Source organism: Microbacterium ureisolvens, assembly GCF_015278315.1.
Lineage (GTDB): Bacteria > Actinomycetota > Actinomycetes > Actinomycetales > Microbacteriaceae > Microbacterium > Microbacterium ureisolvens.
This window is the reverse complement of record NZ_JADIJE010000002.1, coordinates 133,720-154,542: the sequence shown is the minus strand read 5'-3', so window position 1 is coordinate 154,542 and position 20,823 is coordinate 133,720. Positions and strand designations below refer to the sequence as shown.

Annotated in this window: 17 protein-coding genes; 10 read left to right on the top strand and 7 right to left on the bottom strand. The window is 71.5% G+C overall.

Annotated elements, in window-relative coordinates:
• Positions 1-93 precede the first annotated feature (93 nt).
• Entirely contained in the window at positions 94-411 is a 318-nt protein-coding gene (locus IM767_RS03070) for a hypothetical protein (RefSeq protein ID WP_194398793.1), read from the bottom strand.
• A gap of 144 nt (positions 412-555) precedes the next feature.
• Here IM767_RS03070 and IM767_RS03065 point away from each other — a divergent pair, with 144 nt between their 5' ends.
• Entirely contained in the window at positions 556-858 is a 303-nt protein-coding gene (locus IM767_RS03065; RefSeq protein WP_109208991.1) for a hypothetical protein, read from the top strand.
• 8 nt (positions 859-866) lie between these two features.
• Here the strand turns inward: IM767_RS03065 and IM767_RS03060 are convergent, their stop codons facing one another.
• From IM767_RS03060 to IM767_RS03045, 4 genes are read right to left on the bottom strand one after another with little or no spacing between them, the layout of a single operon-like run.
• Entirely contained in the window at positions 867-2,045 is a 1,179-nt protein-coding gene (locus IM767_RS03060; protein ID WP_109208990.1) for a thiolase family protein, read from the bottom strand.
• Between the two features lie 32 nt (positions 2,046-2,077).
• Complete coding sequence (locus IM767_RS03055) at positions 2,078-3,166, bottom strand: phosphotransferase family protein (RefSeq protein ID WP_109208989.1); 1,089 nt, start codon at positions 3,164-3,166, stop codon at positions 2,078-2,080.
• Positions 3,163-4,389, bottom strand: coding sequence for an acyl-CoA dehydrogenase family protein (locus IM767_RS03050; protein WP_109208988.1), 1,227 nt, complete (start codon positions 4,387-4,389; stop codon positions 3,163-3,165). The genes IM767_RS03055 and IM767_RS03050 overlap by 4 nt, the downstream gene beginning before the upstream one ends.
• On the bottom strand, positions 4,386-5,144 hold the full coding sequence (locus IM767_RS03045; RefSeq protein ID WP_109208987.1) for an SDR family oxidoreductase: 759 nt from the start codon (positions 5,142-5,144) through the stop codon (positions 4,386-4,388). The genes IM767_RS03050 and IM767_RS03045 overlap by 4 nt, the downstream gene beginning before the upstream one ends.
• Before the next feature lie 191 nt (positions 5,145-5,335).
• On the opposite strand from IM767_RS03045, the gene IM767_RS03040 reads away from it, so the two are divergent.
• The 5 genes from IM767_RS03040 to IM767_RS20660 all read left to right on the top strand — a co-directional run bounded on the left by IM767_RS03040 (position 5,336) and on the right by IM767_RS20660 (position 12,299).
• Entirely contained in the window at positions 5,336-6,487 is a 1,152-nt protein-coding gene (locus tag IM767_RS03040) for an acyl-CoA dehydrogenase family protein (protein ID WP_109209166.1), read from the top strand.
• 11 nt (positions 6,488-6,498) lie between these two features.
• Complete coding sequence (locus IM767_RS03035; RefSeq protein ID WP_109208986.1) at positions 6,499-7,701, top strand: acetyl-CoA C-acetyltransferase; 1,203 nt, start codon at positions 6,499-6,501, stop codon at positions 7,699-7,701.
• A gap of 71 nt (positions 7,702-7,772) precedes the next feature.
• Positions 7,773-9,962 carry a 3-hydroxyacyl-CoA dehydrogenase NAD-binding domain-containing protein gene (locus IM767_RS03030; RefSeq protein WP_109208985.1) on the top strand — a complete coding sequence of 730 codons (2,190 nt, stop codon included), beginning with the start codon at positions 7,773-7,775 and terminating at the stop codon, positions 9,960-9,962.
• On the top strand, positions 9,955-10,983 hold the full coding sequence (locus IM767_RS03025) for an NAD(P)H-dependent flavin oxidoreductase (protein WP_194398792.1): 1,029 nt from the start codon (positions 9,955-9,957) through the stop codon (positions 10,981-10,983). Before IM767_RS03030 ends, IM767_RS03025 begins: the two co-directional genes overlap by 8 nt.
• A gap of 1,055 nt (positions 10,984-12,038) precedes the next feature.
• A complete protein-coding gene (locus IM767_RS20660) occupies positions 12,039-12,299 on the top strand; it encodes an endonuclease domain-containing protein (RefSeq protein ID WP_239453141.1) in 261 nt (86 codons plus the stop codon).
• Between the two features lie 113 nt (positions 12,300-12,412).
• Here the strand turns inward: IM767_RS20660 and IM767_RS03015 are convergent, their stop codons facing one another.
• Positions 12,413-13,024, bottom strand: a complete 612-nt coding sequence (locus tag IM767_RS03015) for a TetR/AcrR family transcriptional regulator (RefSeq protein ID WP_198425634.1) — start codon at positions 13,022-13,024, stop codon at positions 12,413-12,415.
• A gap of 156 nt (positions 13,025-13,180) precedes the next feature.
• On the opposite strand from IM767_RS03015, the gene IM767_RS03010 reads away from it, so the two are divergent.
• Positions 13,181-14,674 (top strand): aldehyde dehydrogenase family protein, encoded by a 1,494-nt coding sequence (locus tag IM767_RS03010; RefSeq protein WP_109208983.1) that lies wholly within the window; start codon positions 13,181-13,183, stop codon positions 14,672-14,674.
• A gap of 172 nt (positions 14,675-14,846) precedes the next feature.
• Here the strand turns inward: IM767_RS03010 and IM767_RS03005 are convergent, their stop codons facing one another.
• Positions 14,847-16,079: a TetR/AcrR family transcriptional regulator gene (locus IM767_RS03005; protein ID WP_162564203.1), complete on the bottom strand. Its 1,233-nt coding sequence runs from the start codon at positions 16,077-16,079 to the stop codon at positions 14,847-14,849.
• 196 nt (positions 16,080-16,275) lie between these two features.
• Between IM767_RS03005 and fadD5 the strand changes: the two genes are divergently transcribed.
• The 3 genes from fadD5 to IM767_RS02990 are packed head-to-tail and all read left to right on the top strand — an operon-like array spanning position 16,276 to position 20,823.
• On the top strand, positions 16,276-17,862 hold the full coding sequence (gene fadD5, locus IM767_RS03000; RefSeq protein WP_109208981.1) for a fatty-acid--CoA ligase FadD5: 1,587 nt from the start codon (positions 16,276-16,278) through the stop codon (positions 17,860-17,862).
• A gap of 3 nt (positions 17,863-17,865) precedes the next feature.
• Positions 17,866-19,524, top strand: coding sequence for an alcohol dehydrogenase catalytic domain-containing protein (locus tag IM767_RS02995; protein WP_109208980.1), 1,659 nt, complete (start codon positions 17,866-17,868; stop codon positions 19,522-19,524).
• An 18-nt stretch (positions 19,525-19,542) separates the two neighbouring features.
• A complete protein-coding gene (locus tag IM767_RS02990; protein ID WP_162564202.1) occupies positions 19,543-20,823 on the top strand; it encodes an ABC transporter substrate-binding protein in 1,281 nt (426 codons plus the stop codon).

Here is a 20,823-nt window from a genome sequence, read left to right as displayed (position 1 = left end):
CGCGGGCCGCGGCATCCGCTCGATCAGCGTCGTCGCAACCGCTTGCAGGTCGACCGGCCGCCCGGGAGCCTCGGTCTCGACGCGCTGAACCCGTCAGCTGCGCTGCACGTAGTGCCGCACGACGTCGTCGCGTTCCACGAGGAAGCGATCGTCTTCGGGGTAGTACACCGCCCGGTCGACGTCTTCCCCGGCGAAGGCGCGAATGCTCTCGAGGCTCTCCCATCGCGACACCGTCACGATCTCCGTGAGGCCCTCGGGCAGTTCGCGGGTCAGCGTCCACGCGTCGCGATTTCCGGGAGTCGAGCGATACTGCTCGATGCCGGTGCGCTCGACGTAGTCGACATACTCGTCGCGATCCTCGGTGCGGATGACTCCGCGCCACATGCGGACGATGCTGTGCTCACTGTTCATGGCGACATCCTCGCCGCACGGGGCGCCGATGCGCAGCCCGCTGATGCCCGCCGCGCCGTCCCTTCCGTGATGGAGGGCGGCTGCGGCAGGATGGCCTCGGCGGCCGTTCGACCGGCTCGGCCGCCGCGAGAAGAGGGGCGTGCGGTGGCGAGCATCGACGGATCGTGGGCGATCGAAGTGGCCACGCTCGCGGGGTCGCGGCGGTACGACCTCATCCTCGCGACCGCGGGGACCTCGCTCACCGGAACGGCGATCAGCGCGACGGGCCCGGTTCCGCTGCGGAACGGGACGGCCACCGGGGACAGGGCGGCGTTCACCCTCGACCTCATGGCGCCGCTGCCGATGTCGCTCCGGTTCGAGCTGCACGTCGTCGGCGATCGCCTGGCGGGCACCGCTCAGTCGGGCCCGTACCCGGCGTCGACCGTGGTCGGCACCCGCACCGCCTGAAGCCGAGCTCAGAGGCGTTCGAGGATGGTGGCGTTGGCCATGCCGCCGCCCTCGCACATCGTCTGCAGCCCGTAGCGGCCGCCGGTCGCCTCGAGAGCCGACACGAGGGTGCCCAGCAGGCGCGTGCCGGACGCGCCGACGGCGTGGCCGAGCGCGATCGCACCGCCCCACGGGTTGAGCTTCGCCGGATCGGCGTCGAGCTCGCGCTGCCACGCGAGCGGCACCGACGCGAAGGCCTCGTTGACCTCGTACAGGTCGATGTCGTCGATCCCCAGTCCGCTGCGCTCCAGGATGCGCCGGGTCGCCGGGATCGGCCCGGTGAGCATCAGCATCGGATCGTCGCCGACGACGGCGAACGAGTGGAACCGCGCCCTGGGCGTGAGGCCCAGCGCCGCCGCCTTCTCCTCGCTCACGATGAGCGCAGCGGATGCCGCGTCCGTGAGCGGCGACGAGTTGCCTGCGGTGATGCGCCAGTCGAGGTCGGGGAACCGCGCGGCGAGCGCGTCGGTGCGGAAGGCGGGTGCGAGGCCCGCGAGCGACTCCACCGAGGTGCCCGCTCTCACCGTCTCGTCGAACGCGACGGCCTCGGGGCCGCCGGCCAGCACCGGCACGACCTGCGAGTCGAAGCGGCCGTGGCTCCAGGCGTCCGCCGCCCTCCGGTGCGACTCGGCCGAGTACGCGTCCAGCTCCTCGCGGCTGAAGCCCCACCGCTGGGCGATGAGCTCGGCCGACACACCCTGGTTCACGAGGCCGTCCGGGTAACGTCGCGCGACCCCGTCGGAGACGGTGCCGCCGTGGGCGGACGAACCCAGCGGCACGCGGCTCATCGACTCGACGCCGGCCGCGATCACGATGTCGTAGGCACCGGCGATCACGCCCTGCGCGGCGAAGTGCGCGGCCTGCTGGCTCGATCCGCACTGCCGGTCGATCGTGACGGCCGGCACCGTCTCGTCGAACCCCGCCGCGAGCACCGACTGCCGGGCGACGTTGAGGGACTGGTCGCCGACCTGGCTGACGCACCCCATGAGCACGTCGTCGATCTGACGGGACTCGAGCCCGTTGCGCTCGAGCAGCGCGGTCAGCACACCCGCAGCGAGGTCGACCGGGTGCACCGCACTCAGCGCTCCGCCCGGCTTGCCGCGCCCGGACGGGGTGCGGACCACATCGACGATGACGGCCTGGGGCATAAGAGACCTCCTGCCCAGAAGCCTACGGCGGTTCAGCCGGCCAGCGCCGCCGCCCGCTCCTGCGCCGCCTCGAGCAGCCGGGGCACGCCCTCCTCCAGCGTCGGACCGAACGTGTCGCCCGGCCGCTGGCCGTCGAGCCAGCGCGTGTACAGCGCCTCGCAGAACACCGCCGCCTTGAAGAAGGCGAGCGCCTCGTACCAGGGCAGGAACGAGAGATCGAGCGAATGCCGCGCCGCATAGCGGTCGACGAGTTCCGACGTCTCGGGGAACCCGTCGAGCCGCGTCACGGTCGTCAGCTCGAGAGGCGTCGGCCGCACCCCCGGTCGCGCGTACGTCGCGGTGAAGTAGCCGAGGTCGGCGAGGGGATCGCCGAGCGTCGCCATCTCCCAGTCGAGGATGGCGGCGACCCGCGCCGGAGCACCCGGCGCGTACATGAGGTTGCCGATGCGGAAGTCGCCGTGCACGACCGAGGCCCGCTGCGTCTCGGGCATCCGCTCCCCGAGCCACGCGGCGAGCTCCGCCACCGACGGGAACGACCGCCGCGAGTTGACCTCCCACAGCGCGGCGAAGCGTCCGACCTGTCGCGCGAGGTAGCCGTCCGGGCGCCCGAGCGCGGCGACCTCTCCCTCGTCGACCGGCACCGCGTGCAGAGCGGCGAGTGCGTCGACAGCGGCGAACCCGATGCCCCGTCGGCCGTCGGCATCGTCGAGTGCCGGGGGCACGGCATCCGTCACCACATCCCCGTCGATCCGCGCCATGACGTAGAACGGCACGCCGAGCACCGGGGGATCGTCGCACTCGCCGACGATCGCCGGCACCGGCACGCCGGCGGCGGCCAGCACGCGCTGCACGCGGGCCTCGCGCGCCATGTCGTGCGTGGAGGGCGGGTGCGGCGGGCGGGGGCCGCGCCGCAGCACGAGATCGTGCGCGCCGTACGAGATGGCGTACGTGACGTTGGAGTGCCCCTCGCCGATGCGCTCCCACGCGAGGTCGCCCTCGCCGAACCCGGCCGCGCGCAGGTACCCCTCGACCGCGTCGACGACCAGGAGCGGCGGTCGGTCGAGGCCCGCGGCATCGGCCCACGACGCGACGACCTCGACGCCGTCGGGGCGGACGTTCACGGGGTCACCTCGTCGAGGCGGGCGGCCCCCGCCTCGACCTCGCGGGAGCGGGCGGATGCCGCGCGCCGCGCGATCGCCCAGCGATGGGTCTCGCTCGACCCGTCGTAGATCCGGAACGGGCGGACCTCGTTGAGGTACTGGATGAGCGGCAGGGCGTCGGTGACTCCGTCGCCGCCGCACAGCTGCACCGCCCGGTCGATGACTCGGAAGACGGCCTCGGAGCAGTGCACCTTGGCCACCGACGACAGCGCCTCCCCCGCGCGGGGATCGGCGACGAGCACGCGGGCCGTCTTGTCGATGATGGCGTCGGACGTCTCGAGGTCGATGACGCTGTCGGCCAGCAGCGCCTGCGCGACGCCGAGGTCGCGCAGCCGCGAGCCGAACAGCTCGCGCGCGTTCGCGCGGTCGAGGGCCGTGTCGTGCGCCCGGCGCGCGAGCCCGAGCCACCGCATGCAGTGGGTCAGCCGCGCCGGGCCGAGCCGCACCTGGGCGTAGCGGAACCCCTGACCGGGCTCCCCGAGCACGTCGTCGTCGGAGACGAGGCATCCGTCGAAGCTCACGTACGGATGCCCGCCCGCGATCGCACCCTCGATCGTGTGCACGTCGGGACCGACCGTGACGCCCGGCGCGTCGAGCGGCACGAGGAACATGGTCGCGCCCTCGGGCGCGTCGGCGCTCGCCGGTGTCCGCGCCATGACGATCGCGAACGCCGCCCCGTTCGCACCGCTGATGAACCGCTTGCGCCCCGAGATGCGCCACCCGCCGTCGACACGCTCCGCGGTCGTCGACAGCGCGCGGGGGTCGGAGCCGGCTCCCGGGTGCGGCTCGGTCATGGCGAAGCTCGAGCGCACGTCGCCGCGCACGAGCGGTGCCAGGTAGCGCTCCCGCTGCGCGGGTGTGCCCACCACGTGGAGGAGGTGCATGTTGCCTTCGTCGGGAGCCATGATGTTGAGCACCGCGGGACCGATGGGCGAGTAACCGGCCTCCTGGAACACCGGCGACCATCGGTCGAGGGGCAGCCCGAGGCCGCCGTAGGCGACCGGCGCATGCGGGGCGAAGACGCCGGCGTCGCGGGCCTGCGCACGCAGGCTGTCACGGACGTCGTCGGAGAGCGCCGCACCGGGTGCGGGTTCGGCCGGCAGCACGACCTCGCGGATGAACGCCCGCGTGCGGTCGCGGAGGTCGCGGACGTCCCCGACGTCGGGAACGGATGCCGCGCTCATGCCGCACCTCCTGCCCCGAGCAGTCCGCCGTCGAGGGTGAGCACCTGGCCGGTGATCCACGACGCATCGTCGCCGACCAGGAAGGCGACGGCTCCCGCGACGTCTTCGGGGATCCCGAGCCGCCCCATCGGGTAGCCGCCGGCGACCTCTTCCTCGCGCCCCTCGTACAGCGCCCGCGCGAACCGGGTCTTGACGACGGCCGGTGCCACGGCGTTGACCCGGACGCGGGGGGCGAGCTCGACCGCGAGCGTCGTGGTGAGGTGGGCGACCGCGGCCTTGGTGACGCCGTACCACCCGATGCCCGGTGACGGCACCGCCCCGGTCACCGACGACAGGTTCACCACGCTGCCGCCGTGCGCGCCTTCGCCGAGCCCGCTGCGCAGCGCCTCCTGCGTCCACGCCAGCGTGGATACGACGTTCACCTCGAGGATCTTGCGGGCGGCGCCGAGGTCGAGCTCGGCGACCGGACCGTACACCGGGTTGATGCCCGCGTTGTTGACGAGGATGTCGAGGCCGCCGAACTCCGAGACCACGCGATCGAGGACGGCGGCCCGGTGGTCGGCGTCGTCGGCGGCTCCGGCGACGCCGATCGCCCGCCCGGCGGGGAGCGAGGCGACGGCCTCGGCCAGCTCATCGGCGTGCCGCGCCGTGAGGCACACCCGCGCCCCGTCGGCGGCCAGTCGTGCGGCGATCGCCAGGCCGATGCCCCGGCTCGCGCCCGTCACGATCGCGGTGCGTCCGTGCAGTTCGGTCATCTTCGTCCTCACTCCTCAGGGCCGCTCCACCGTACGGCAGCAGACGGCCCGCGTTTAATCGTGCGTAAGAAACCCCACCCGCACAAGCCTCGATCCGCCGGGATCGGCCGGGTTGCGGCATCCAGTTTCTAATGCATAATAAAAACATGCTTCGCGGCGATGACGCCGCACCGGAACCGGAGGTATCGGCGATGACGCTGACGAGAGACATCTACGACGAGGATCACGAGCAGTTCCGCGAGGTCGTGCAGGCCTTCGTCGAGCAGCACGCGCGGCCGAACGCCGACCGCTGGAGCGCGGAGGGCAAAGTCGACCGCTGGCTCTTCACCAAAGCCGCCGAGGCCGGCATCCTCGGCTTCGCGATCCCCGAGGAGTACGGCGGCGGCGGCGCCGACGACTTCCGCTTCCACGCGATCATGGGCGAGGAGCTCGCGCGCAACCCGGTGTCGGACGGCATGGCCGGGATCGCGCTGTCGAACGACATCGTCATCCCGTACTTCACCGACCTGACGAACGACGAGCAGAAGCAGCGGTGGCTGCCGGGCATCGCCGCCGGCGAGTTCATCGTCGCGGTCGCCATGACCGAGCCCGGCACGGGCAGCGACCTGTCGGGCATCCGCGCCTCGGCGGTGCGCGACGGCGACGACTACATCGTCAACGGCACCAAGATCTTCATCTCGAACGGGCAGAACGCCGACCTCGTCGTCACCGCGGTGCGCACCAGCGAGGATCCCCACCGGGGGCTCAGCCTCCTCGTGATCGAGACGGATTCGCCGGGATTCTCGCGCGGCCGCAACCTCGAGAAGATCGGGCTGCACGCGCAGGACACCAGCGAGCTCGTGTTCCAGGACGTGCGCGTGCCCGCCGCGAACCTGCTCGGCGCCGAGGGCGACGGATTCTTCGGGCTCATGCGCAACCTGCCCCAGGAGCGTCTGTCGATCGCGGCGGCCGCCGTCGCCTCGAGCGAGGGCGTGCTGGAGCGCACGGTCGCGTACGTGAAGGACCGCAAGGCGTTCGGCAAGCCGATCGGATCGTTCCAGAACACCCGGTTCGAGCTCGCCGACATGATCACCGCGACCGACGCGAGCCGCGCCTACATCGACCGGTGCATCGCCCTGCACTCCGCGGGCGACCTGTCGGCCGAAGATGCCGCGGCGGCCAAGTTCTGGACCACGGAGCAGTACGTGCAGGTCGTGAACCGCTGCCTGCAGCTGCACGGCGGGTACGGCTACATGCGCGAGTACCGCATCGCGCGCGACTACGAGGACGCGCGCATCACGACCATCTACGGCGGCACGACCGAGATCATGAAGGAGATCGTCGGTCGGAGCCTCGGACTGTGAGGAGCTCATCGATGACTGACGCATACATCTACGACGCCGTGCGGACGCCGCGCGGCAAGAACCGCGGCGGAGCGCTGCACGGCACGAAGCCCGTCGACCTCGTGGTCGGACTCATCGACGCCCTCCTCGAGCGCAATCCCGGCGTCGACCCCGCCCTCATCGACGACATCGTCCTCGGCGTCGTCTCGCCGATCGGCGAGCAGGGCGGCGACATCGCCCGCACCGCGGCGCTGGTGGCGGGCCTGCCCGAGACCGTCGCGGGCGTGCAGCTGAACCGCTTCTGCGCGTCGGGACTGGAGGCGGTCAACACGGCGGCGCAGAAGGTCGCGTCCGGCTTCGAGGACCTCGTGCTCGCGGGCGGCGTGGAGTCGATGTCGCGCGTGCCGATCGGGTCGGACGGCGGCGCGTACGCGCAGGACCCCACCACGAACTACGACCTCTACTTCGTGCCGCAGGGCATCGGGGCCGACCTCATCGCGACGATCGAGGGCTTCTCACGCGACGACGTCGACGCGTACGCCGCCGAGTCGCAGCGCCGCGCCGACACGGCTTGGCGCGAGGGCAGGTTCGAGGGCTCCGTCGTGCCGGTACGCGACCAGAACGGCGTGACGCTCCTCGACACCGACGAGCACCGCCGACCTGACACCTCGGGCCTCGGAGGCCTGCCCGCCGCCTTCGTCGCGCTCGGCGAGAACGCCGGATTCGACGCCGTCGCGACGCAGAAGTACCACGCGGTCGAGCGCATCCACCACGTCCACACGGCCGGCAACTCGTCGGGCATCGTCGACGGCGCCGCGCTCCTGCTGATCGGCAGCAAGGAGGTCGGCGAGCGCCTCGGCCTCACGCCCCGCGCCCGCATCGTCGCGACCGCCGTCACCGGCTCCGAGCCGACGATCATGCTGACGGGGCCGACCCCCGCAACTGAGAAGGCACTCGCGAAGGCCGGGCTCGAGGCATCCGACATCGACCTGTTCGAGCTGAACGAGGCCTTCGCCGCCGTCGTCATGAAGTGGATGAAGGATCTCGACATCCCGCACGAGAAGGTCAACGTCAACGGCGGCGCCATCGCTCTCGGGCACCCGCTGGGGGCGACCGGCGCCATGATCCTCGGCACGCTGCTCGACGAGCTCGAGCGACGCGACCAGAAGCGCGGCCTCGCGACGCTGTGCGTCGGCGCCGGCATGGGCATCGCCACCGTCATCGAGCGGGTCTGACCCCGCACTCGTGCCGAGCGGGGCACGAGTCGAAGTATCCGTCCGAATCGACCGGAGAAGAGAACACACCTATGAGCACCACGATCGACGAGACGACCGTGTACCAGGGATACGCATGGGAGCAGGATGCCGACGGCGACGTCGTCATCACCCTCGACGATCCCGACAGCACCGTCAACACCATGAACCCCCACTTCGTCGCCGCCCTCAAGGCGACGGCCGACCGGCTGGAGGCGGAGCGCGAGAGCATCCGCGGCGTCATCCTGGTGTCGGCGAAGAAGAGCTGGTTCGCCGGCGGCGACCTGAACCTCCTCCGCGCCGCCGACCCGGCGAAGGCGGCGGAGGAGACAGCGCACATCGACGCCGTCAAGGCCGACATGCGCCGGCTCGAGGTGCTGGGCAAGCCGGTCGTCGCCGCGATGAACGGCACGGCGCTCGGCGGCGGCCTCGAGGTCGCGCTGGCGGCGCACCACCGCATCGCAGCCGACGTCCGCGGCGCGCAGTTCGGCGTGCCCGAGGTCTCGCTCGGGCTGCTGCCGGGGGGCGGCGGCATCACGCGCCTCGTGCGCATGCTCGGGCTGCAGAAGGCGCTGACCGACGTGATCCTGCCCGCGACGAAGTTCTCGCCCGAGGACGCACTCGCCGTCGGCATCGTCGACGAGCTGGTGCCCTCGGTGGAGGAACTCGTGCCCGCGGCGAAGGCCTGGATCGCGGCTCACCCTGCACCGGTCAAGCCGTGGGACGAGAAGGGCTTCCGCATCCCCGGCGGGGCGCCGAACTCGCCGTCGCTCGCCGGGGCGTTGCCGGCGTTCCCGGCGACGCTGCGCAAGCAGCTCAAGGGCGCACCGCTTCCCGCCCCGCGCGCGGCGATGGCCGCGGCGGTCGAGGGTGCGTACGTGGACTTCGACACGGCCTCCAAGGTCGAGACCCGGTACCTCGTCGAGCTCACCCACGGCCAGGTCGCGAAGAACATGATCAAGGCGTTCTTCTTCGATCTCGGGCACATCAATGCCGGCGGCTCACGACCTGACGGCTACCCGAAGTACCAGGCCCGCAAGGTGGGTGTCGTCGGGGCCGGGATGATGGGTGCCGCGATCGCGTACGTGTCGGCGAAGGCCGGCATCGAGGTCGTGCTCAAGGACGTCACGCTCGCGGCGGCCGAGAAGGGCAAGGACTACTCACGCGGCTTGGAAGACAAGGCGCTGGCGCGTGGCCGCACGACCGCCGAGAAGTCGTCCGCGCTTCTGGCCCGGATAACCCCGACGGCGGACCCGGCCGACTTCGCCGGCGTCGACTTCGTGATCGAGGCGGTGTTCGAGTCGGTGCCGGTGAAGCAGGCGGTGTTCCAGGAGATCCAGCACGTCGTCGAGCCCGACGCCGTCCTCGGCTCCAACACCTCGACGCTTCCGATCACGCTGCTGGCCGAGGGAGTGGAGCGCACCGACGACTTCATCGGCATCCACTTCTTCTCCCCCGTCGACAAGATGCCGCTCGTCGAGATCGTGCGGGGTGAGCGCACGAGCGATGAGGTGCTCGCGAAGACGTTCGACTACGTCCAGCAGATCCGCAAGACCCCGATCGTCGTCAACGACGCCCGCGGCTTCTTCACCTCCCGCGTCATCGGCACCTTCATCGCCGAGGCGGTCGCCGCGGTCGGCGAGGGCGTCGAACCCGCGTCGGTGGAGCAGGCCGCACTGCAGGCGGGCTACCCCGCGGGCGCGCTCCAGCTGCTCGACGAGCTCACCATCTCGCTGACGCAGAAGATCCGTCTCGAGACCCGGGCCGCCTCCGAAGCTTCTGGCGAGGTCTGGGTGGAGCACCCGTCCGAGGCGGTCGTGGACTGGATGGTCGACGACGCCCAGCGCATCGGCCGCCGCGAGCGGGCCGGCTTCTACGACTACGACGAGTCGGGCCGGCGCGTGGGCATCTGGCCCGGTCTGCGCGAGAAGTACGGGTCGGGACGAACTGTGCTCCCCTTCGAGGACCTGCAGGAGCGGATGCTGTTCGCCGAAGCCCTCGACACCATCGCGTGCCTCGACGCCGGCGTGCTGACCTCGGTGCCCGACGCCAACATCGGCTCGATCTACGGCATCGGGTTCCCGGCCTGGACCGGCGGGGTGCTGCAGTACGTGAATCAGTACGCCGGGGGTCTGCCGGGGTTCATCGCGCGGGCGAACGAGCTGGCCGAGCGGTACGGCGAGCGCTTCCGTCCGCCGGTGTCGCTCGTGGCGAAGGCGGAGGCGGGTGAGACCTATGAGTGACACGGCCACTCGGTCGTTGAGCGAGGAGCGCAGCGACGAGACGGAACGCACGCGCCTGCGCACGCGGTTCACGGAGGCCCTCGGCATCGAGCACCCCGTCGTGCAGGGCGGCATGATGTGGGTCGGCCGCGCCGAGCTCGCCGCCGCCGTGTCGGAGGCGGGCGGCCTCGGCATGATCACGGCCCTCACCCAGCCCACGCCGGCTGATCTCGTGAAGGAGATCGAACGGGCTCGCGCGCTGACCGACAAGCCGTTCGGCGTGAACCTCACGATCCTGCCGTCGATCAGCCCGCCGCCGTACGACGAGTACCGGCGCGCGATCATCGACGCCGGCGTGACGATCGTCGAGACGGCGGGCGCGAACCCCGAGCCTCACATGGACATGTTCCGCGACCACGGCGTGCGCGTCATCCACAAGTGCACCTCGGTGCGTCACGCGCTCAAGGCCGAGAAGGTCGGCGTGACGGCGGTGTCGATCGACGGCTTCGAGTGCGCCGGCCATCCCGGCGAAGACGACGTGCCCGGCCTCGTGCTGATCCCGGCGGCGGCCGATGCCCTCGGCATCCCGTTCATCGCATCAGGCGGATTCGCCGACGGCCGCGGCCTCGCGGCGGCCCTCGTGCTGGGCGCCGACGGCGTGAACATGGGCTCGCGCTTCATGTGCACGGCCGAGTCGCCGGTGTCGCAGGCGGTCAAGGAGCGCATCGTCGAGGCGACCGAGCTCGACACGAACCTCATCTTCCGGTCCCTGCGCAACACCGCACGCGTGGCGAAGAACTCCGTCTCGGACGAGGTCGTGCGCATCCTCGCCGACGGTGGACAATTCCCCGACGTGCGCGAGCTCGTCGCGGGCGCCCGCGGCCGAAAGGTCTTCGAGAACGGCGACCTCGAGGCCGGCATCTGGACCGTCGGGCAGGTGCAGGGCCTCATCCGCGACATCCCGCCTGCCGGCGACGTCGTCCGTCGCACCGTGGCGCAGGCGCACGAGGTGCTGACGCAGCGCCTGTCGCTGTTCGCCTGACGCATTTCGGGGACGGATGCCTCGCCCCCCGGCATCCGTCCCTCCCCGCTGCTCGCCTGCCGCGGTGCGCGACCCCCCGCGCGCACCGTGGCAGGCGAGCGCTCGTCGGGGTCGGGTGGCGGCACCCGTGAAGATCGGAGATCTGGCGAGAGTCGGGCGGATGCCGCGCCATCGGCCGATTCTCGCCGGATCTCCGCGTTTCACCCGGGATTCGTCCGCTCCTCGCCGAACAACTCCGCCCGCGGCACACTGCCGCCATGCACCGAGGCCCCGGCGGGCTCGCGCGCCATAGCCCGAGGCCCGCGGGTGGGAATCGGAGATCTGGCGAGAGTCGGGCGGATGCCGCGCCATCGGCCGATTCTCGCCGGATCTCCGCGTTTCACCCCCTGGGAAGCCCTCGCCGTCTCCTCCACAGCCCGGGGGTCATGAGCAGGATCCACAGATGCGGCGGACGCCGCGAGTCTGCGACCCGTCGACCCGCAGACTCGCATCGTGAACGGTGCAGCCGCGGTCCTGCGCTCCTTGGGCGGCATCGCGCGCACGCGCACGCTGGAGTCGTTCGGCATCAGAGAGCACGCTCGGTCCCGGCTGGTGGCGGAGGGGGTGTTCGAGCGGGTCGGCCGCAGTTGGATCTCGCTGCCGGGAACCGACCCGGAGCTCCGCGCGGCGGCCGCTGCGAGCGCGGTCCTGACCTGCATCACGCAGGCCCGGCGGCTCGGGTTGTGGCAGGTCGCCGAATCGGTCCCGCATCTTGCGCTGGCCACGAACGGCAGGCGGCGCATCGAACGGGCACACCTGCACTGGGCGACGCCCGCCGTGCCGCGGCATCCGGATTCCCTTGTGGACCCGATCGAGAACGTCCTCGTGCTCGTCGCACAGTGCCAGCCGCATGACGCCGCCCTTGCGATCTGGGAATCGGCGCTGCGGCGCGAAGCGGTGAGGAAGGAGGCCTTAGGAGACTCAAGCTGCCACCCGCGGCCAGGAGGCTCTGTGCCGAAGCGAGCGTCTGGTCGGATTCCGGGCTCGAATCGCCCGTCATCCCGCGGTTGCGCTGGTTGCGGCTGCCGATCCGGCAGCAGATCTGGATCGCCCGCCACCGCGTGGATTTCCTCATCGGCGACCGCCTCGTCTTGCAGGTGGACGGCGGCACGCACGTCGGCCCGCAGCGCGAGGAGGACATCCGACACGACGCCGAGCTCACCCTTCTGGGCTACCACGTGATCCGGGTCGGCAACGGCCAGATCACGCAACGCTGGCACGAGGTGCAGGACCTGATCATGCGGGCAGTCGCGCAGGGGCTCCATCGGGCGCGGTGAGAAACGGACATCCGGCGAAGATCGGAGACTTGTCTCTGAACCGGCCGATTCTCGCTGGATCTCCGATTCCGGCGGGCTGACATCGGCGGGCGAGTGGATGCCGAGAACGCGGCTCAGGCGCCGGCGCCGTGGCGGACGAGGTCCTGGGTCTGGCGGACGAGCTCGTCGAGGCTGCGGGTGCGGGGATTCCACCACTCCACCGCCCAGTTCATCGAGCCCAGCAGCAGCAGCCGGAAGATGTTGATGTCGAGGTCGGCGCGCAGCTGACCGGCGTCCTGCGCCGCGTGGAAGAGGTCGCGCCAGATGCGGCTGTACGCCGCCTCTTCGGCTGCGGGGCGCACGCGCAGGTGCTCCGGCACCTGTCCGGCGTTGCGGACGGAGGCGGTCGTGTAGTCCGAGATCTGCAGCTCGTACCGCAGGTGCGCATCGACCGCCGCGAGGATGCGGTCGAGCGGCGACGCGTCGGCGGGCATCGCGGCGATCACCTCATCGACGTGCACGCGCACGCGGTGCGCACCCGCCCACATGACCTCTTCGACGAGGTCGTCGCGCGACCCGAAGTAGTAGTAGATCGCCGGCGCCTGCACGCCGGCGACGTCGGCGACGTCGGTCAGCCGGGTGCCGGCGTAACCCTTGCGGCTGAGCACCTGCGCGGCGGCATCGAGGATCCGCTGCCGTGTGCGCTGCGACTTCAGCGTCGCGCCGTCCTCGCCGCTCTGCGACACCGGTGGCCCCTTTCGATCCTCCACATTCTAACTGGGATTCGAAAATATGCCGTCGATCTCTTGTCACGGCATCCCCACCGCGTTACCGTGAATCACCATTCACTTCCGCCCGCCCTCAACGACGAGATCTCGGCGACGAGATGGAAAAGGCCCGCCATGACCCTGCTCCAAGACGACAGCAGCACGTCCGTCCTCACCACGACCGACCCACGGGACGGCACGACGATCGCCTCCTATCCGGTCGCCTCGGCCGACGACGTGCGGCGCACCGTCGAGGCTGCCCGCGAGGCGGCCACGTGGTGGGCAGCGCTCGGCTTCGCCGGCCGGCGGCGCGTGTTGACGGCCTTCAAGGCCGCTATCGCGCGCGACGCGAAGGCACTCGCCGCGACGATCGCCCGCGAGACGGGCAAGCCGGAAGGCGACGCGCTGCTCGAGGTGATGCTCACGCTGGGGCACCTGGACTGGGCCGCGAAGAATGCCGAGCACGTGCTCAAGCGGCGCAAGGTCAAGGCCGGGCTCGTCAACTACAACCAGCACGCCACGCTCGGCTACGTGCCGTACGGCGTGGTCGGCGTCATCGGGCCGTGGAACTATCCGTTCTACACGCCGATGGGCTCGATCTCGTACGCTCTCGCCGCCGGCAACGCCATCGTCTTCAAGCCCAGCGAGCTCACGCCGGGCACCGCTGTCTGGGTCGCAGAGAAGTGGCGTGAAGCGTGCGACCGCCCCGTGCTCCAGGTGATCACGGGCGACCGAGGCACCGGCGCCGACCTCGTGCGCGCCGGCGTCGACAAGGTCGCCTTCACCGGCTCGACGGCGAGCGCGAAGAAGGTCATGGCAGCCTGCGCCGAGAGTCTGACGCCCCTGGTGGCGGAGTGCGGCGGCAAGGACGCGCTCATCGTCGCGGCGGATGCCGACCTCGACGCCGCGGCCGATTTCATCGCCTTCGGCGCTCTCGGCAACGCCGGCCAGACGTGCGTCGGCGTCGAGCGCGTGTACGTCGAGCAGCGCGCGCGCGATGCGCTCGTCGACAAGGTCGTGGAGCGCGCCAAGCGCATCGTCGTCACGGGTGACGCACCCACCTACGGTCCGATGACGCTCGCGGCCCAGACCGACGTCGTCGCGGCGCACGTCGACGACGCCCTCGCCCGCGGCGGCAAGGCGGTCTTCGGCGGTCCCGAGTCGATCGCCGACCGGACGGTGTCACCCATCGTGCTGGTAGACGTGCCGGAGGAGGCCGACGCGGTCCAGCGCGAGACCTTCGGCCCGACCGTGGTCATCAACGCCGTCGCCGACCTCGACGAGGCGATCACCAGGGCCAACGCCACCGACTACGGCCTCGGCGCGGCCGTCTTCACAAAGGACGCGAAGAAGGGCGAGCGCGTGGCCGCGCAGCTGCGCGCCGGCGTCGTGACGATCAACTCCGTGCTCGGCTTCGCCGCGATCGGCGCGCTGCCGTTCGGCGGCGTCAAGGGATCGGGCTTCGGCCGCATCCACGGCGCCGACGGCCTCCGCGAGTTCAGCGCGCCGAAGTCGATCGCGCGCCAGACGCGCAAGGCCGCGCTCAACCTGCTGACCCTCGAGCGGTCGCCGCGCGACATGCACCTCGTGGAGCGCATGATCCCGATGCTCCACGGCAAGGCCAAGTAGCCCGGCCCGGGGACGCCGGGTGCGCCGGCCCCGGCAACCCCGCGAGGGTACAACTGGTCGCCGAGAGGTAGGGAACCAACCCTCATCTCGGCGACCAGTTGTTCTCTCGCCGAAGAACGGGGCTCCACACGGCCCGGCCCGAGCGCGAGCGCGAGCGCGAGCGACGCGAGGGTCAGGCCGCGACGCCGAGCACGATCTCGACGAGCCGCGCCAGGCGCTCGGCCGCCGCGGTGTCGCGCACCGGCAGCAGCGGCGTCTGATCGGCCACGACGCCGAGCCCCGCGTGCACCAGCACCGCGGCCTCGCGCCCGCTGAGCTCGGGCCGCACGGCCTGCAGCAGCGCGGTCCAGTCCGCGATGTGCGCGCGCTGGACGGCGCGCAGCCGGCGCTGCTCCTCGGGCGCGAGGTTCCCGATCTCCGAGAAGTAGATGCGCATCAGCGCGAGGTGCGAGAACGTGTGGTCGACGTACGCGCGGCTGAGGCGCCGCAGCGCGTCCTCGGGCGACGAGGCGGACTCGCGGGCGTACAGGGCCGCGCGCTCGAGCTCGACCGCCGCCCGGTCGCAGGCGGCCAGCAGCAGGGCCGACTTGCCGTCGAAGTGGCGGTAGACGCCGGACGGGGTGAGGTCCACCTCGACCGCGATGTCCTCGATGGTGACCTCGTTGTAGCCGCGGGCGGCGAACTGCCGGATCGCGGCGTCGATGAGCCTCGCCCGCCTGCCTCGCTCGGACGCGGGCTCGTCGTCCGCGCGGGCGGCGGGTGCGGCATCCGTCTCCGTCGCGTCGCCGGCGGCCGGCAGCGTGCCGTCGAGGGCGCGCCAGGCGGCGTCTGCCAGCAGCGTGCGCAGGGCCTTCGCGCCGACGACCGTCCGGTGCGCCGTGATGCTCGCCACGACGCTCAGCGCGCCGAGCACCAGGAGCCGGCGGTCGATCTCGTCGACGTCGGGACGGTAGACCACGTGGGCGCTCTCGAAGCGCCCGCGCAGGGTGCGGAACTCGGCCGTGAGCAGCTCGCGGTCGTCGGATTCGAGGTAGCGGCCCTCCCAGCGGTAGATCCCGCCGGTCGCGCGCATCTCGACGGTGGTGGCGATCACCGCGTCGACGAGCGCGTCGAGGGCCACCTTGGCCTCTTCGGCGGAATCCAGCGGCAGCGCGGCCACCGCGTCGGTGTCTTCGATGAGACGGTGCGCCATCGTGAACGCCGTCTGCACGAACAGCGCGTACTTGTTCGGGAAGTGCCGGTACAGCGCGGGCGCCGAGATGCCGACCGCGGCGGCGATGTCCTGCATGCCGACCGCGTGGTAGCCGTGCTGGGCGAAGGCGAGGGCGGCGGCCTCTTCGATGCGCCGCTTGCGGTCGCGCGGCCTCGTGCGGGCGGCGGCGGGAGAAGGCACGGCGACGGGCATGCGCGACAGCCTACCCGCGTGGACCCTGCGCGCGGCCGCAGGCGCGATGTCCGGTTCACTTGGACGGTCGGCATCGATGTGAATTTCCGTTAACAAAAATCGTGACATCCGCCGATTCTCCTGCCATACTCGACACCAGCCACCGGTGCCGCAGCGATGCGGCATCGCGACGAAGACGTTGACGAGAGGCAACCCGATGACCGACTCCGCCCCCACCGCCATCCCCGCCGCTGCGCGCCGCAACCACTGGATGAACCAGGTCGCCACGCACGCGGTGATGAAGCCGGATGCCGCGGCCTTCCGCTTCCTCGGAGCCACCACGACCTGGACGCAGACCCGCGACGGAATGGACGCCTTCGCGGCCGCGCTGGCCCGCCGGGGCGTCGCCGCCGGCGACCGGGTGCTCCTGCTGACCCTGAACCGTCCCGAGGTCGTGATCTCGGTCTTCGGCATCAACCGGATCGGCGCGATCGCCGTGCCGATCAACGTGCGGCTCACTCCGCCCGAGATCGCCTACATCGTCGACGACGCCGACGCGGAGGTGCTCATCGTGGAGGCGCCGCTGGCACCGCTCGTGGCAGCCGTGGCCCAGCTCACCGACCGCGTGAAGCGGGTCATCGTGATCGGCGACACCGCGGCGCTCACCGACGGGCACGAGGCGTGGACCGACCTCATCGCCGAGGACCCGGCGGGATTCGAGGCGCCCGACGTGCCCGAGGACACCACCGCGCTCATCATGTACACGTCGGGCACGACCGGCCGCCCGAAGGGCGCGATGCTCGACCACATCAACCTCTACGCGCAGTCGATCACGTGCATCCGCGCGAACAACGTCGTCGACGAGAGCGACATCTCGTTCATGACGGCGCCGCTGTTCCACATCGCAGGGCTCGGGTCGATCGCCGCCGACTTCATCATCGGCATCCCGACGGTCATCCACCCCCTCGGCGCCTTCAACGCCACCGAGCTCCTCGACGCCTGGGAGCGCGAGAAGGCGACCATCGTCTTCAACGTGCCGCAGCAGTGGCAGGTGATCTGCGCCGATCCCTCGATCCCCGAGCGCGACCTGCACCTGCGCATCATCAGCTGGGGTGCCGCACCCGCGTCCGACACGCTGCTGCACGCCATGGCCGACACCTTCCCGCACGCGACGAATGTCGCCGTGTTCGGTCAGACCGAGCTCTCGCCCATCACCTGCGTGCTGCGCGGCGAGGACTCGCTGCGCAAGCTCGGCTCGGTCGGCAAGCCGATCCCCACCATCCAGTACCGCGTGGTGGACGACGAGATGAAGGATGTCGCACCCGGCGAGGTCGGCGAGATCGTGTACCGCGGACCGACCCTCATGAAGGGCTACTGGCGCAAGCCCGCCGAGACCGCCGAGGCGTTCGAGGGCGGCTGGTTCCACTCCGGCGACCTGGTCCGCCAGGACGAGGAGGGCTTCGTGTGGGTCGTCGACCGCAAGAAGGACATGATCATCTCCGGCGGTGAGAACATCTACTGCGCCGAGGTCGAGAACGTGCTCTTCGCCCACCCGAAGATCATCGAGGCCGCGATCTACGGCCGCGCCGACGAGCGCTGGGGCGAGGTGCCTGTCGCGGCCGTCGCACTCGCGCCCGGTGAGGAGCTCACCATCGAGGAGCTGCACGGCTGGCTCTCCGACAAGCTCGCCCGCTTCAAGCAGCCGAAGGCCCTCGTCGTGGTGCCGGCACTCCCCCGCAACGCGGCGGGCAAGGTCAACAAGGTCGCGCTGCGCGCGGCCGACCGCGAACTGACGCCGGCGTAGCCCATGACAGCCGCTGTGGCCGCGCTCGTCCGAGAGCGCGGCGGATCCGTCGCGCTCACCGACGTCGCCCTCCGGGCGCCTGGCGAGCACGAGCTCGTCGTCCGGGTGATGGCGTCGGGCGTGTGCGCCACCGACCTGTTCGGCATCGACGGGGGCGCCGGTGACCGCTACCCCGCGGTCTTCGGCCACGAGGGTGCCGGCATCGTGGAGGCCGTCGGCGCGGGCGTCACGCGCACGAGGCCCGGCGACCGCGTGGTGCTGGGCTTCGGCTCGTGCGGCGCCTGCCCCGCCTGCCAAGACGGCCACCCGGCGTACTGCGAGCGGTTCGCCGAGCTGAACTACGCCCAGCGGTCCGACGCCGCCACCGCCGACGGCGAGCGCGTGACCACGGGCTGGATGGCTCAGTCGTCGTGGGCGACACACGTGGTGGTGCACGAGTCCGCCGTGGCGTCCATCGGACCCGACGTGCCCTGGGAGGTGGCCGCGACGCTCGGATGCGGCATCCTGACCGGCGCCGGCACGGTGCTGAACGTGCTGCGCCCGGTGCCGGGCGATGCGCTCCTCGTGCTCGGCGCCGGGACGACCGGGCTCGCCGCCGTCATGGCCGCCGCGCACCGCGGCGTCGGCCGCATCGTCGTCAGCGACCCCGTCGCCGCCCGACGGGCGCTCGCCCTCGAGCTGGGCGCGACCGAGGCGCACGCGCCCGACGAGCTCACGGTGTCGCCCGTGTTCACACAGGTCGTCGACACCGTCGGCTCGCAGCAGTCGCTCGACACCGCCATCGCGGCCCTCGCCCCTCGCGGCGTCGCCGCCACCGTGGCCCTCAAGCCGGGCGCCAACCCCGTCAGGGTCTCGCAGACCCGCGTGCTGTGGGGACGCACGCTGACCGGCGTGATCGAAGGCGACTCCGACGTCGCCCGTGACGTTCCCCTGCTCGCCGCGCTCTGGCGGGCGGGACGGCTTCCCGTCGAACGGCTCGTCGCGCCGTACGCGTTCGCCGACGCCGCGACCGCCATCGCCGACGCGCGGGCGGGCCGAGTGGTCAAGCCGGTCCTGGTGATGGACGAGACGGATGCCGCGCCCGCGGCCACCGCGAGCGCCACGCCGGCGGTTGCACCGGGCGCTGCACCGGCGGCTGAACCTGCCGCGCCCGGGGCCGCGGCATCCGCTCTCCCTCTTCTCGAGCGCCTGCGCACGGGCCTGCCCGAGGACGACCTGGCGGCGCTCTGGCGCTCACTGCCACCGGTGACGACCGGCGAGCTGCGGGGCCTGTGGCACGGATGGGCCGCCACGCACGATCACCGCGCCGGGCGCATGCTCGAGCGGAGCCGGTGGTACGGCAAGCTCTTCCGCTCCGACGACGACGTGGCGCCGATCGTCTGCACGGCCGACGACGGCACGCTCGTGTCGGATTCCCGGCTCGCCCGCGGCGGCGCGAGCCTCCGGCTGATCGAGCACGACGGGGTCGTGACCGCGTCGATGGTCTACGACGGGCAGCCCATCATCGACCACTTCGTGCGGCTGAGCCCCGGCGCGGTCTTCGGCGTCATGACCGGACGCGGCACCGACGACCACGGCCGCGCCTTCCACTTCGTCCTCGAGCGAGTCGAGGAACGTCCCGTCGCCACCGGCGACACCCTTCCCGCAGCACACAGCACCTGACGCATTCGAGGAGGAATGATGTCGACCCTTCGCACCACCCGCCCCTCCCGCCGCCTGCTGCCGCTCTTCGCGGCCGGCGCCACCGCCACTGCCCTCGTCCTGGCCGGCTGCGCCGGCCGCGAGCCCGAACCCGAGGCCGCCGGCCCCGAAGAGGCGCAGTGCGACCCCGGCTTCACCGACACCGAGGTGCGGATCGGCAACAGCATCCCGCTGTCGGGGCCGGCTGCCGCGTACGGCGCGATCGGCCAGACGCTCAGGGCGTACTTCGACGACATCAACGCAGACGGCGGACTCGAGTTCGCCGACGGGGTGACCCGGGAGGTCACGGTGTCGGTGCTCGACGACGGGTACGACCCCGCCAAGACCGCGGCCAACGTGCGCACGCTCGTGGAGCAGGAGGACGTGTTCGCCCTCGCGGGCGTGCTGGGCACGGGTGCCGCGATCAGTGTCGCACCCTACGTCGAGGAGGCCGGCGTGCCGAACCTCTACACGGGCACCGGCAGCGACGCGATCCTGGGCCTCCACGAGACCGAGCCGTGGACGACCGCGTTCATGCCGCAGTACGGCTTCGAGGTGCAGGCGCTCAGCGAGTACATCGTCGAGAACCACCCCGACGCGAAGGCCGCGATCCTGTACCAGAACGACGACTTCGGCGAGAGCATCCGCGCCGGCTTCGAGGAGGCGTTCGAGGGCACCGGCGTCGAGCTCGTCGCCGCGGAGTCGTACGAGGTGGCCTCGGCCTCGGTCGACAGCCAGGTGACGACGCTGGCCTCGTCGGGCGCCGACGTGTTCCTCAACTGGGCGGTGGGCGCGTTCGCCACGCAGTCGCTGAAGAAGAAGCTCGAGCTCGGCTGGGACGCGACCACGGTGATCAACGCGCCCGCCGCCGATGCCACGTTCTTCCTCAAGCCCGCCGGACCCGGCGCGGCCGACGGCGTGGTGTCGATCGCCTACACGAAGGACATCACCGACCCGTCGCAGGCGGGCGATGCGGGCTTCGACGCCTGGACCGAGTTCGCCGCGGCGCACCCGGACGAGGTGAACGCGCTCTCGGCCCCGGCCGCCGCCGGCTATCAGACGGCGCAGCTGCTGGAGGCGGCGCTGACGCAGATGGACGGATGCACGCGCACGGCGCTGCTGGAGGCTGCGACGTCGTTCGACGAGCTCGAACTCGACCTGGCGCCGGTCACGGTGACCACCACGCCGGACTACCCCTTCGTGTTCCGCGAGATCAAGGTGCAGGTCTTCAACGGCGAGAACTGGGACCTCGCCGAAGGCACGTACACGGTCGGCGACTGA

Bases quoted from the DNA above. Each gene is read 5' to 3' on its own strand.
- IM767_RS03070 (WP_194398793.1), bottom strand. From the start codon at position 411: ATGAACAGTGAGCACAGCATCGTCCGCATGTGGCGCGGAGTCATCCGC.
- IM767_RS03060 (WP_109208990.1), bottom strand. From the start codon at position 2,045: ATGCCCCAGGCCGTCATCGTCGATGTGGTCCGCACCCCGTCCGGGCGC.
- IM767_RS03050 (WP_109208988.1), bottom strand. From the start codon at position 4,389: ATGAGCGCGGCATCCGTTCCCGACGTCGGGGACGTCCGCGACCTCCGC.
- IM767_RS03045 (WP_109208987.1), bottom strand. From the start codon at position 5,144: ATGACCGAACTGCACGGACGCACCGCGATCGTGACGGGCGCGAGCCGG.
- IM767_RS03040 (WP_109209166.1), top strand. From the start codon at position 5,336: ATGACGCTGACGAGAGACATCTACGACGAGGATCACGAGCAGTTCCGC.
- IM767_RS03035 (WP_109208986.1), top strand. From the start codon at position 6,499: ATGACTGACGCATACATCTACGACGCCGTGCGGACGCCGCGCGGCAAG.
- IM767_RS03030 (WP_109208985.1), top strand. From the start codon at position 7,773: ATGAGCACCACGATCGACGAGACGACCGTGTACCAGGGATACGCATGG.
- IM767_RS03025 (WP_194398792.1), top strand. From the start codon at position 9,955: ATGAGTGACACGGCCACTCGGTCGTTGAGCGAGGAGCGCAGCGACGAG.
- IM767_RS03010 (WP_109208983.1), top strand. From the start codon at position 13,181: ATGACCCTGCTCCAAGACGACAGCAGCACGTCCGTCCTCACCACGACC.
- IM767_RS03005 (WP_162564203.1), bottom strand. From the start codon at position 16,079: ATGCCCGTCGCCGTGCCTTCTCCCGCCGCCGCCCGCACGAGGCCGCGC.
- fadD5 (WP_109208981.1), top strand. From the start codon at position 16,276: ATGACCGACTCCGCCCCCACCGCCATCCCCGCCGCTGCGCGCCGCAAC.
- IM767_RS02995 (WP_109208980.1), top strand. From the start codon at position 17,866: ATGACAGCCGCTGTGGCCGCGCTCGTCCGAGAGCGCGGCGGATCCGTC.
- IM767_RS02990 (WP_162564202.1), top strand. From the start codon at position 19,543: ATGTCGACCCTTCGCACCACCCGCCCCTCCCGCCGCCTGCTGCCGCTC.